General features: G+C 57.1%; 13 protein-coding genes. All 13 read left to right on the top strand.

Translation table 11 applies throughout. The features are described 5' to 3' along the window. Window positions 1-16 precede the first annotated feature (16 nt). The 13 genes from ACOTXI_RS09945 (at window position 17) to ACOTXI_RS09885 (ending at window position 12,514) form a co-directional block, all read left to right on the top strand. Entirely contained in the window at window positions 17-658 is a 642-nt protein-coding gene (locus tag ACOTXI_RS09945; protein ID WP_058654239.1) for a TetR family transcriptional regulator, read from the top strand. Window positions 659-699: 41 nt separating this feature from the next. Continuing rightward, on the top strand, window positions 700-1,152 hold the full coding sequence (locus tag ACOTXI_RS09940; protein ID WP_025912127.1) for a MarR family winged helix-turn-helix transcriptional regulator: 453 nt from the start codon (window positions 700-702) through the stop codon (window positions 1,150-1,152). 84 nt (window positions 1,153-1,236) lie between these two features. Then, entirely contained in the window at window positions 1,237-1,665 is a 429-nt protein-coding gene (locus tag ACOTXI_RS09935; RefSeq protein ID WP_008502092.1) for an organic hydroperoxide resistance protein, read from the top strand. A 148-nt stretch (window positions 1,666-1,813) separates the two neighbouring features. Beyond that, window positions 1,814-2,359, top strand: coding sequence for a primosomal protein DnaT (dnaT, locus tag ACOTXI_RS09930; RefSeq protein ID WP_021240595.1), 546 nt, complete (start codon window positions 1,814-1,816; stop codon window positions 2,357-2,359). Further along, a complete protein-coding gene (gene dnaC / locus ACOTXI_RS09925; protein WP_008502094.1) occupies window positions 2,356-3,093 on the top strand; it encodes a DNA replication protein DnaC in 738 nt (245 codons plus the stop codon). The genes dnaT and dnaC overlap by 4 nt, the downstream gene beginning before the upstream one ends. An 83-nt stretch (window positions 3,094-3,176) precedes the next feature. After that, window positions 3,177-3,659, top strand: coding sequence for a DUF2501 domain-containing protein (locus tag ACOTXI_RS09920; RefSeq protein ID WP_021240596.1), 483 nt, complete (start codon window positions 3,177-3,179; stop codon window positions 3,657-3,659). 270 nt (window positions 3,660-3,929) lie between these two features. Continuing rightward, on the top strand, window positions 3,930-6,221 hold the full coding sequence (opgB, locus tag ACOTXI_RS09915; protein ID WP_032676075.1) for a phosphatidylglycerol--membrane-oligosaccharide glycerophosphotransferase: 2,292 nt from the start codon (window positions 3,930-3,932) through the stop codon (window positions 6,219-6,221). 179 nt (window positions 6,222-6,400) lie between these two features. Continuing rightward, window positions 6,401-7,039 (top strand): EAL domain-containing protein, encoded by a 639-nt coding sequence (locus ACOTXI_RS09910; RefSeq protein ID WP_058654240.1) that lies wholly within the window; start codon window positions 6,401-6,403, stop codon window positions 7,037-7,039. A 178-nt stretch (window positions 7,040-7,217) separates the two neighbouring features. Continuing rightward, the gene (locus tag ACOTXI_RS09905; protein ID WP_023293340.1) at window positions 7,218-7,712 is read left to right on the top strand and encodes a Csu type fimbrial protein; all 495 of its coding nucleotides are present in this window, start codon (window positions 7,218-7,220) and stop codon (window positions 7,710-7,712) included. Window positions 7,713-7,714: 2 nt separating this feature from the next. Then, complete coding sequence (locus tag ACOTXI_RS09900) at window positions 7,715-8,491, top strand: fimbrial biogenesis chaperone (protein WP_039265282.1); 777 nt, start codon at window positions 7,715-7,717, stop codon at window positions 8,489-8,491. Beyond that, complete coding sequence (locus tag ACOTXI_RS09895; RefSeq protein WP_058654241.1) at window positions 8,472-10,700, top strand: fimbria/pilus outer membrane usher protein; 2,229 nt, start codon at window positions 8,472-8,474, stop codon at window positions 10,698-10,700. Before ACOTXI_RS09900 ends, ACOTXI_RS09895 begins: the two co-directional genes overlap by 20 nt. Next, window positions 10,691-11,647, top strand: coding sequence for a Csu type fimbrial protein (locus ACOTXI_RS09890; RefSeq protein WP_008502101.1), 957 nt, complete (start codon window positions 10,691-10,693; stop codon window positions 11,645-11,647). The genes ACOTXI_RS09895 and ACOTXI_RS09890 overlap by 10 nt, the downstream gene beginning before the upstream one ends. Window positions 11,648-11,773: 126 nt before the next feature. Beyond that, the gene (locus ACOTXI_RS09885; protein WP_008502102.1) at window positions 11,774-12,514 is read left to right on the top strand and encodes a winged helix-turn-helix domain-containing protein; all 741 of its coding nucleotides are present in this window, start codon (window positions 11,774-11,776) and stop codon (window positions 12,512-12,514) included. Window positions 12,515-12,516: the final 2 nt, after the last annotated feature.

Here is a 12,516-nt window from a genome sequence, read left to right as displayed (position 1 = left end):
AAAATAAGGAAAGGATGTGGCTAACCCTGGCAGCGAACACCCCGAGCACAGTGAAGAATCCAGCCTGAAAGAGAAAATCTTTCAGAGCGCCATCGCGCTTTTTGCCGAGTATGGATTGAACGGTGCACGGATGGAGCAGATCGCAGAGAAAGCGGGCACCACCAAACGCATGGTGGTTTACCATTTCAAGAATAAAGAGAACCTCTATCTCCTCGTACTTGAACATGTTTACACCCAGATTCGCGCCAGCGAAAAAGCGCTAAGCCTGACGGGAATGCCCCCGGTCGAAGCGCTGGTCAATCTGGTTGAAGCCACCTTTGACTATCATGCCGACCACCCTGACTACATCCGGATTATCTGCATGGAAAACATGCAGCGCGGCCGCTTTATGCAGCAGTCGAGCTATCTCCGCCAGGTCAACCGCAGCGCGCTCGACCTGCTGGAGGAGATCCTGCGCCGGGGGAAAGAAAAACAGCTCTTCAGTAAGACGGTTGACGCCCGCGATCTTCATCGTCTGATAAGCAGCTTCAGCTTTCACTACGTTGCCAACAGCTACACCTTTACGCTGCTGTTTGAAGAAGGCGCAGACGAGCAGGCGCAGCGCCAGCACTACCGTAAAATGGCCGTTCAGGTGGCGCTCCGTTACACCTGCCCATAAAATTGCTTGCAATTAAATCGTACACTATCTATATTCATATCATGAACGCGAAAACGAACGATGCAACCGCTGCGCTCAAGCTGGATAACCAGCTCTGCTTTGCCCTCTATTCGGCAAACCTGGCGCTTAACAAGCTGTACCGGCAGCTGCTGGCACCGCTGAACCTGACCTACCCGCAATATCTGGTGATGCTGGTGCTGTGGGAGCAGGATGATATGACGGTGTCGGACATCGGTGAACGGCTGTTCCTTGACTCTGCGACCCTGACGCCGCTGTTGAAACGTCTGGAAAGCGCCGGGCTCATCAACCGCCACCGTTCGCGCAAAGACGAACGTCAGGTCGCCGTCACCCTGAGTGAAGCGGGACATGAACTCCAGCAGCAGGCATTGGGTATCCCCCATGCGGTGGGTTGCGCAGCGCAGTGTGATACAGACACCTTGTTGGCACTCAAACAGCAGCTCGAACTTTTGCGACAACAGCTACACCGCGCGTAACGCTATACTTTACGCGTCATTATTTACCTATATATATCGCACGCTATTTAATAGCACGCATTAAAACAAAATGAGGAACCTGCCATGTCTTTAGAAAAAGTTGTTTATACCGCCAAAGCAAAAGCCACCGGTGGCCGTGACGGTCGTGCCACCTCCTCCGATGGCGTACTGGACGTCAAACTGGGTGTGCCAAAAGAGATGGGCGGCATGGGGGGAGACGTGACCAACCCTGAGCAGCTGTTTGCCGCGGGCTACTCTGCCTGCTTCCTGGGCGCGATGAAGTTCGTGGCGGCACGCGACAAATTTACCCTGCCAAAAGATGCCTTTATTGAAGGCGAAGTGGGTATTGGCCCGCTGCCTACCGGTTTTGGTATCGAAGCAAAACTGAACATCCACGTTGAAGGTATGGATCCTGCGGAAGCTAAAAAGCTGGTCGATGCGGCACACATTGTTTGCCCGTATTCTAACGCGACCCGCGGCAACATCGACGTCACGCTGAACATCATTGCGTGATAACTGCCTGATGGCGCTGCGCTTATTCGGCCTACGACTGTAGCCCCGGTAAGCGCAGCGCCACCGGGGAAATCCCCTCCTTTCCTTTCCCCTCTCTGTGCTACCATAAGCCCATATCACGCCCGTAGTAATCAGTAGAGTAAGCGTTATGTCCTCCAGAATTCTGACCACCAGCATTGCTGGTATTGATGCCTTTATGCGCGACCCACGCGGTGTGTTGACCCACGCCGAAGGCGGCACGGTTGCGGTTTTTGCCGACAACGCGCCAGCGTTTTACGCAATCACACCGGAACGTCTGGCACAGCTTCTGGAGATCGAAGCGCAATTGGCACGCCCGGCAAGCGATGTCACGCTGGATACCCAGTTCTTTGATGAACCGGTTAACGTTCCCGTGACCGTTCCGATGGGTAAATTTGCCCTCTATGCGGGCTGGCAGCCGGATGCAGATTTTCAGCGGCAGGCCGCGCTGTGGGGCATTGCGTTAACCCAACCCGCCACAGCGGAAGAGCTTGCCGCGTTTACCGCCTGGTGGCAGGCGGAGGGTAAAGTGTTCACCCATATTCAGTGGCAGCAAAAGCTCGCGCGTCATCTCCAGATTACCCGCGCCGGCAACAACGGCCAGCCAAAACGTGATATCAATGCCTTTTCAGAACCGGATAAACAGATCCCCAGCGGATTCCGAGGTGCGAAATGAAGAACGTCGGCGACCTGATGAAACGTCTGCAAAAAATGATGCCTGCCAACGTGAAGCCTGCTTTCACCACCGGTGAAGAGCTGCTGGCGTGGCAAAAAGAGCAAGGCAAGATCCGCGCCGCCGCGCTCGCCCGCGAAAATCGGGCGATGAAAATGCAGCGCACCTTTAACCGTTCCGGTATTCGTCCCCTGCACCAGAACTGCTCGTTCGATAACTATAAAATTGAGACCACCGGGCAGATGAACGCGCTCGCTGCCGCGCGTCAGTACGTGGATGAATTCGACGGCAATATCGCCAGCTTCATCTTTAGCGGCAAGCCGGGCACCGGCAAAAACCACCTTGCTGCCGCCATCTGCAACGAGCTGCTTCTGCGCGGTAAATCGGTCCTCATCATCACCGTGGCCGATATCATGTCCGCGATGAAAGACACCTTCAGCAACCGTGAAACCAGCGAAGAACAGCTGCTTAACGATCTGAGTAACGTCGACCTGCTGGTCATCGATGAGATTGGCGTTCAGACGGAATCCCGCTATGAAAAAGTGATCATCAACCAGATTGTCGATCGCCGCTCCTCGTCCAAACGCCCCACCGGCATGCTGACAAACCACAACATCGACGAGATGACCCGCCTGCTGGGGGAACGCGTCATGGACCGCATGAAGCTGGGTAACAGCCTGTATGTCATCTTCGACTGGGACAGTTACCGCAGCCGCGTTACCGGCAAAGAGTATTAAGACAGTTCCAGGAATCGCCGACAGGTCGCAGGTATATACTGGAACCCCTTCGGCCCAAAACGGACCTTTTTGAGAGAGCCATGATGAAAAAACAGATTCTAATCAGCACCTTTTTAGGCGCGCTGCTGGTAACCGGCGCAGCGCAGGCGGCGTCCTGGCAGGAGTCCCTGTCAAGCGCAGCAAATGAGCTGACCAAAGAGAGCAGCAGCACGCAGGGCGGACTCTCCGCCTCTTCCCTCACCAGCCTGCTGGGCAACAGTTCCCAGAGCCTGAGCGCGGGGACGATGAACAACGCGGCGGGGATTCTGGAATATTGCGCGAAGCAAAAGCTGGCCTCCGTGACCGACGCGCAAAATGTAAAAAACCAGGTGCTGGGTAAACTGGGTCTGGATACTCAGGAGCAAAAAGCGGACACCAACTACATGGACGGCATTCAGGGCCTGCTTAACGCGCAGAACGGTCAGCAGCTTAACCTGAGCACCCTCGGCAACTCTTCTCTGGCCAAACAGGTGAAAACCAAAGCCTGCGATCTGGTGCTGAAACAAGGCGTTAATTTCATCTCCTGATCCACCCCATTTTCTGCCACAACACGCCGCGTTTAGTGCGATAGTCTTGCAGCGCGGCGCTAAATGAGCGTTTTTCCTGCCTGCCACCGTCTCAGCGTCCGTTTGTCAGGATGTGCACATCTTCATAAAAACGATTTTCTAAACCAAATCCTAACAACAGCACACTTTCGTGACACTAAAATTGCAGCTTAACGACATCGCAATTACATTGTATCACCCAAAAAATAAACAGTTAGCCAGCGAAGCACCTGGCGTCATGAGGATATGCTGTTGTCAGAATTCTTGTCTCTTATCCTTTTTCTGGCTTCTGTCGGCGTTTACGCCTGGAAAGCCGGCCGTCACACCTGGTGGTTTATCGCCACGCTGGTGGTGCTCGGCATTTTTATTATTTTAAACATTACCTTATACGCCAGCGATTACTTTACCGGTGACGGTATTAACGATGCGGTGCTCTACACCCTGACGAACAGCCTGACGGGCGCAGGTGTGGGTAAGTACATACTTCCGGGGCTCGGCCTTATCGTCGCGCTGGTGATGATTTTTGGCGCGCTGGCCTGGGTGCTGCGTCGCCGTCGCCATCATCCACACCATCATGGCTACAGCCTGCTGGCGTTATTCCTGGCGCTGGCCTCCGTCGACGCCAGCCCGGCGTTCCATCAGATCACCGAACTGGTGAAATCCCAGTCGCGCGACGGCGATCCGGATTTCGCGGCTTACTACAAAGAGCCGTCGAAAACGATCGCTAACCCGACGCTCAATCTGGTCTATATCTACGGTGAAAGTCTGGAGCGCACGTACTTTGATAACGATGCCTTCCCGGACCTGACGCCAGATCTGGGTGCGCTGAAAAATGAAGGTCTCGATTTCAGCCACACTATGCAGCTGCCCGGTACGGATTACACGATTGCCGGGATGGTTGCCTCCCAGTGTGGTATCCCGCTGTTCGCGCCTTTTGAAGGTAACGCCTCAGCCTCCATGTCGACCTTCTTCCCGCAGAATATTTGCCTCGGCGATATCCTGAAAAACTCCGGCTACGAAAACTATTTTATGCAGGGAGCAAACCTGCGCTTCGCCGGAAAAGATGTGTTCCTGAAATCCCACGGTTTTGACCACCTGTACGGCTCAGAAGAGTTAAAAACGACGGTTGCCGATCCAAGCTACCGCAACGACTGGGGCTTCTATGACGATACGGTACTCGACGAAACCTGGAAGAAATTCGAGGAGCTGTCCCGCGCGGGCAAGCGTTTCTCTCTCTTTGCGCTGACGGTGGACACCCACCATCCGGACGGGTTTGTCTCGCGCACCTGCAAGCGCAAAAGCTATGAGATTGATGGCAAAAACAACAAATCGTTCAGCGCCGTCACCTGCAGTCAGGAGCACATCGCCGCACTGGTCGAGAAAATCAAAGCCTCGCCCTGGTTTAAAAATACCGTCATCGTCGTCTCATCTGACCATCTGGCGATGAAAAACAGCGCGTGGGATCAGCTCAACAAGCAGGATCGCAGCAACCTGTTCTTCGTCCTGCGCGGCGACAAGCCGCAGCAGGAGGAGATCGCCACCAAACGCAACTCCATGGATAACGGCGCCACCGTGCTGGACATTCTGGGCGGCGACAACTTTATTGGCCTGGGCCGCAGCACGCTGTCGGGGCAATCCCTGTCGGAAGTGTTCCTCAACATGAAGGAAAAAATTCTCGCCTGGAAGCCAGACATCATCCGCCTGTGGAATTTCCCGAAAGAGATGAAAGACTTCACCGTCGATCGGGATAAAAACACCATTGCCTTCTCGGGCAGCAACTTCCGTCTGCCGCTGCTGCTGCGCGTATCGGAAGGACGCGTTGAGCCGCTGCCGGAAAGCGAGTATTCCGCGCCGCTGCGCTACCAGCTGGCCGATTTTGCGCCACGCGATAACTTCGTCTGGGTCGACCGGTGCTACAAAATGGGCCAGCTCTGGTCGCAGCCGCTGGCGCTCTCGACCGACTGGTGCGTCTCGCAGGGCCAGCTTGGCGGAGAGCAAACCGTGCAGCACGTGGATAAGGCGCAGTGGAAGGGCAAAACCGCCTTTAAAGATACGGTGATAGATACCGCGCGCTATCAGCGTAACGTCGACATGCTGAAAATCGTCGACAACGATATTCGCTACAAAGCGGACAGCTTTATCTTTAACGTGGCCGGCGCGCCGGAGGAAGTGAAACAGTTTAGCGGCATCTCGCGGCCGGAGTCCTGGGGACGCTGGTCCAACGCGCAGCTGGGCAATGAGGTGAAAATTGAGTACACCCATCCCCTGCCGGAACAATTTGATCTGGTGATCACCGCCAGGGCCTATGGGCCTAATGCTAACAAGCCCGTACCCGTGCGCGTGGGCGATCGGGAGCAGACGTTAACGCTTGGAAACGACGTGAGCACACAAACGCTGCATTTTGAGAATCCTTCGCGCAGCAATACCCTGGTGATTGTACCGCCGGACCCGCAGTCCACGAATGAGGGAAATATCCTTGGGCATTCGCCGCGCGAGATCGGAATTGGCATGGTCGAAATCAAAATCATCAGCAAAGCGGGTTAATGCGCGTCGCGCCCGGCGTTCTGCCGGGCGCTTATGAAAATAAATAATCCTTTATAAATCTCATAAAATAGATAAAAACACTTTATATAAGCCATTTTTATCTATAAATATCCTGTCAAAACCAAATATATAAAATGTGCAGCTCCTGAAATCACCACGGAGCGTTACGCACTTTTATCATGCTAACCGGCCTTAAGTTCGAATCCATCCGGGCACTGCGCAGTGAAAATGTGATTGCTTGGGAGGTATTGTCCACGGCAAAGCCCCACGTCAATCTTGAAGATTACTTTGGCTCGATGACCGCGACGCAGCGTAAAGCGCACTTCTTTGCGCAGCTTCGTCACGCCATGTTTTGCAAGGATGGCGACAAGTATTACCTCAATGCGACATCGGATTTACTGCTGGACACGGACTTCCTCGACAGGCTCAAAGAAGAAACACCCTGCCCGGAGAGACTTGCTATCGAGGTCACCGATCTCCATTCGATGGTACAACTCGACGATACGCAAAGCCGGGCGCTGCGGAAATGCATCGCAACGCTCCATCAGTGGGGGATAGAAGTGTGGGCAGACGATGTTTGCGAAGACCTTCTTCCCGAACTTCTGACCAGCCAGATCCGCTTCTGCGGCATCAAAATTGACAAACATACCTTCTGGAACGGACGGACCGAGCAGGCGAAGTTTCTGCATCTCACCCGCCAGTGCAAGCGCGTCGCCAGCAAGGTGCTGATCGAAGGCATTGAAACCGCAGGTGATTTCGCACTGGCCCGCGCCAGCGCGGCCGATTACGGCCAGGGCTATCTGTGGGGCAGAAAATGACCCCTCTCATTCCGAATGCTGGCGATATGGTCATCGTTCTGCGCGGCAATGCCTGTTTATGGCCTTGCCCCACTTGTTGCTGCCACAACCTGGCGGCATTCCATCAAAAACGCTGCCTGCTGGACGCTCAGTCATTCGCTTTGTAATTGCACTGTTACTCACGTCAGGAAATAAGATCATGAAAATTATTCCCACCGTTGTATGTTGTTCCGTTCTCCTGCTTCCTGCTGCTGCGATCGCCGCAGACAGCACCGCAAGCGCGACGATGCACGTATCACTTGAGGTCGTGAAGTCGTGCACCCTCAAAGCCAACGACCTCAACTTCTCGCGTCACGGCTCCGATGAGTCGAGCGAAATCCAGGCCAAAACGCAGGTCGATATCGTCTGCACCAACGGCACGCCGTTCACTCTGACCGCCACCAGCAACGACGGCGAAAATGGAACCTTCTGGCTGAAGCCGGAAAACGGCGACACGGGCGCGCAGAAGATTGCGTGGAAACTCTTTGCTGACGAAGGCAAACAGACGCAAATCACCGGCACGAATGGCCTGGACGATACCGGCAACGGCGCGGAACAGGAAGAAACGCTGTATGGCGTGATTGACGCCGGGGCGCTGACAACCGCCCAGGCAGGTACCTACAGCGACGATATCACGTTAAAACTGGAGTACTGATCGTGCGTCGCTATCTTTCCTGCTTCATTCTGTGGCTCATGATGCTGGCGCTGCTGTCACGCTACGCGCTGGCCGCCACGCTTCAGGTGGCCCCGGTAACGCTCGATCTGCAGAGCGACCAGCGGGCAGCGGCTATCTATCTCACTAACAGTGGGAAAGCGGCCATCCATGCGCAGATTCGGGTGTACGAATGGACGCAAAAAAACGGTAAAGATGTTCTGGTGGCCACCGGGGAGGTGGTCAGCAGCCCGGCGATGACATCTCTGGCGCCGGGCCAGCAGCAGCTGGTGCGTATTATCGTCATGCAGCCCGGCATCCGTGCACAGGAGCAAAGTTACCGGCTGGTTATCGACGAACTGCCGGACGCCACGTCCCGTGCCGCCAATCCCACCGCGGTGCACTTCCTGCTGCGCTACTCGATTCCGGTGTTTATTGCCGGGAACCAGAGCGCGCCCGTCAGCCACGATGCCCTGAGCTGTGAGCAGTCTGAAATACCGGCCACCCTTCGCTGCTTTAATGCCGGAAACCGCCACATCCGTCTCAGCCACCTTGAGGCCCTGACGGTCGATGGGCAGGTTGTCGGGTCGATTAAAGGCCTGGCGGGCTATGTGCTCCCGGGACAAACCGCCCTTTTGCCGCTTAAACACGCTTCACGTCACGCGCTCAGCACGCTGCGCGTCTATCTCAATGATGACCACCATGCCAGCCAGATACCCCTGCGCCCGCTCGCTTCTCGCGCTCCTGTTTTGGCTACCGCTCATGCTGTCAGCCCGGACTGAACCCGCAGACACCGTACAATGGCTGGCCATTACCGTGAACCACGCCCCGCGAGGCGAGCTCTGGGCCTGCCGGGTGGTGGATAATGCGTTATGGATAAGCCGCAGCGACATGAAAAAGCTGGGGCTTCACGCCCCGGACGATCGCGCCGAATGGGTTGAGCTGACGTCCCTGCCGGGCCTGAAGGTTAATCTCGACGTGCTGTCCCAGCAGGTGTCGATTACCGCAGAGGCTGACGCACTCGAGGGCCAGCAGCATCTCACCGCCTCAAAGCCCGCGCCGATGTATCGCTACCCTGATGCGCAACCCGTCAGCGCCTATACGCTCGGATACGCGCTCTACGCCAGCGATGCGCAGGGGAAGCGCCAGCTCAACGCCCAGACCATGCTGACCGCATCCGGAGGATTACCCGGAACGTTCAGCAGCAGTTTCTCAAGCCATGCCGGGGAGGAAAACAGCGCCGGTCGACCGACCCACACGCGTCTCGAAACCCGCTGGCAGTGGGACAACACCGACTCGCTGACCACGCTGGCGCTGGGCGACAGCATCACCACCGGCGCCCGCTGGAGCCGACAGGTGCGCTTTGGCGGGCTGCACTGGGCACGTAATTTTGAGCTCAATCCGCAACTCAATACTGAACCGCGCAGCCGCTACAGCGACACGGCCGTACTGCCTTCCACGGTCGATTTGTATATCGACGGCCTTAAGCAGAGCAGCCAGCGCGTCACGCCGGGTGACTTTCTGCTGGATACCCTGCCCTCCTTCACCGGAAGCGGGCAGGCGGAGGTGGTGATTACCGATATCAACGGCCAGCGTCGCACCGTACAGCTCGATCTCTACGGCGCGCCGGGCATGCTGGCGGAAGGGCTCAGCAGCGGTTCGCTGGACATCGGCTGGATGCGGGAAAACTACGCCCTGCACTCCGACGACTATGCCGCCTCGCCGCTGCTGGACGCGGGCTGGCGCTATGGGGTGAATAATCACCTGACGCTGGCACTGCATACGGAGCAGCAGCGCAGGCTGCACAACGTGGGCACGGGCGCAGACTGGCTGGTCTCTCCCGCCGTAGGGGTGGTCAGCCAGCACGTTGCCGTGAGCGACAGCCCTTACGGTCAGGGCGTTCAGTGGGGCCTCGGCTGGCAGTGGAACGGCAGAGGAACGGGCATTTCTGCCAGCACCGTCCGCACCGAGGCGGATTTCGCCGACAACGCCCGCATGAGCGGTGCCGCCCCCGTCAGACGCAGCGACAGCGTTTGGGTAAGCCAGTCCGTCCCCCACTTCGGCACCGTGGGCGCGGGCTGGGTACAGCAGAACATTCAGGGCAGCGCGCAGCGCTACCTCAATGCCTCGTGGTCGGTGTCGCTGCCGGCACACATCTCCACCACGCTGAGCTATACCCGCTCGTTTACGGATGCGTCGAGTCAGGTTCAGCTACTGCTTTCCGTCCCAGTGGGTCGCGAGGACACGCTCTCCGTTCAGGCCAGCCGGGATAAACCACGCATGGATTACCGCCACCAGCCGGACGATGAGGCCGGCGGCTGGTCATGGGAACTGGGCCAGGGCTTTGGCGAACGACGTGAAAGATATGCAGACGCAGGCTATCTGGGCCGCGCGGGCGAATGGCACGTTGGGCTGCAGCAAGATGCCAGCCAGCGCAACCAGTACGCCTCAGCCGAAGGGAGCCTGACGCTGCTCGACGGCAGCCTGCACGCGCTGCGCTACATCCAGCAGGGCATGGCGCTGGTCTCCACGCACGGTATTGGGCACGTACCGGTGATGCTGGAAAACCGCCCGGCCGGTGAAACGGATGAGGACGGTTATCTCCTGCTGACCGACCTGCCGCGCTACCACAACAGCAAAGTCAGCATTAACCCGCTCGATCTGCCCGCCGATGTGATCGCCCCCGTCACCGACATGCATGCCAGGCCGGGCAACAACAGCGCGGTCAAAGTCGATTTTAACGTCCATCACGCCGTCACGGTTCAGGCCCGGCTGGTCGACAGCCGCCGCAGGCCGCTCCCGCTGGGCAGCGTCGTGTCAGCGCCGCAGGGTGCCACCATCGTGGGCCGCGATGGCTTTATCTGGCTTGAAGATCCGCCTCTGCCGGGTGAACTGGTGGTGAAGACCGGTGAGGGAGAGTGCCGGGTCGCGCTTCCGGCGCCCCGTACCGCGTCATCTATACAGAATATGGGAGAACAACTGTGTCATTAAGAGCGCCGTTATTATTGCTGCTCGTCCTGTCCGTAAAGGCGATGGCGGCAGCCTGCTGGATAACCTCCATGCCCGCCATTAACTTTGGCAACGTCGTGGCGGGCAATACCACCTCCGTCAACACCGAGGTCAAGTTTAGCTGCCAGGCCGACAACGAGGGCAGGACGGAATATCTCAACGTCTGCCTGAGCAGCGTAGACGCCCCGCCCTTTGAGATGATCTCGCCGGGGGACCAGGAGGGAAAACAGTACACCCTCCTCTTCCGCCTGCTGAACGGCGCAGCACGCTCTCAGGAGCTGGGGCCTGCCAGCAGCGGGAACCTGATTCAGCAGACTCTGGCCGCGCAAAGCAATGCCAACGTCAGCGGTACCTTTCCGCTTATCGCTACCATTCCGGCAGGGCAAAGCCAGCTTCCGGCCTACCACTATTACAACTACAACATGAATCTGCGCATCGCCTGGCACAGCGCCCTGCGTCAGGATGCCCTGCAAAACTGCTCGGACGGTTCCGCAGAGGGGGAGCAAGTGCAGGGCGGCACCAGCGCGCAGGCCGAAATCAGCCAGGGATGCTACATCGAGCGCGTGACGCCCCTTAACTTCGGCACCCTGACCAGCACCGCGACCCTGCGTCCGACGCGTTCCACCGCCACCCTGACCACGCGCTGTCCGGCCGGAACCGCGTTCACCCTTGCCATGGGCAAAGGCAACCATGCCAGCGGTAACCAGCGGCAGCTCTGCAACAGCGAGGGCCAGTGCCTGCACTACGGGCTCTGGCAGGATGAGGCGGCCACGCAACGCTGGGGAGATCAAAGCAGCGGCGATGCGCTGCAGGTCACCAATCCCGCTGGCGGCACCCAGAACTACACCGTTTACGGCGAGGTCCCGGCACAGCCGCTAACCGGTACCGGGGAATTTATTGATGACGTGATTATCACGCTGACTTATTAAACCACCCAAAATCCTGTCTGGATCAATGTTATCGGTAACAGTGGCGTTAAAATAGCCAGCAATGCAGCCCGGAAGGCGTAGACCTTCTCTTTTTATTTTTTATCTCTGTTTTTATTACAACAACTTATGAAATACCTGCTTGCTGACGCCATCGTCTATAACGACGAGGACGGTTCTGTTTCTCTTATCAATGCGCCGGATGAGGATGCGCAGCTCCTCACCTGTACGGCCAATACCATCATGAAGCTGCTGGTTCAGCATCATGGGAACGTGGTTGAACGGGAAACCTTTCTCCAGGAAGTCTGGGATCGGCGAGGGCTTCAGGGGTCTAACAACTCCTTAAACCAGTACATCAGCATTCTGCGCAAGATGCTGGCGGCCCTGCTTCCCGACGCGCTGCTTATCGTTACCGTACCGAAAACGGGCTTTATGCTCAGCGCGGACGTTACGGTCACTCCGCTGGAGGAGGCTCCACCGACCGCCGAAACGGCGAAACCTGCATGGCGCGTTCGCCCTGAATGGCTGTTCTGCGGCGCGCTCACGCTGGTCGTCGTTGCGCTATGCCTCTGGATCGTGCTGATCAAGCCAGAAAATTCACAAAGGGAGATCCATCTGCTGACGCATATCGGCACCTGCCCGGTCTATACCTTTACGCCGCTGGCGGACGTATTTCACGGGAAGGCAATAGCGCTGGCGCAAACGCTTCAGAAGGACGGCCATCTTCCGTGCCTGAAAAATTCAATTTTCTACATGCACATTCAGAGAACGCTTTTCTACGGCCACGAAGGGCGGCTGGTGCTCTCCCAATGTTCCCTCACGCAGGGTAAAGCCAGCGCCTGTCGTACGCTTTACTATTACGAGTGGTGATG

The sequence above is a fragment of the Enterobacter cloacae complex sp. BZL2005 genome, from assembly GCF_049238885.1.
GTDB classification, from domain to species: domain Bacteria; phylum Pseudomonadota; class Gammaproteobacteria; order Enterobacterales; family Enterobacteriaceae; genus Enterobacter; species Enterobacter roggenkampii.
This window is presented reverse-complemented; position numbering and strand designations above follow the sequence as displayed.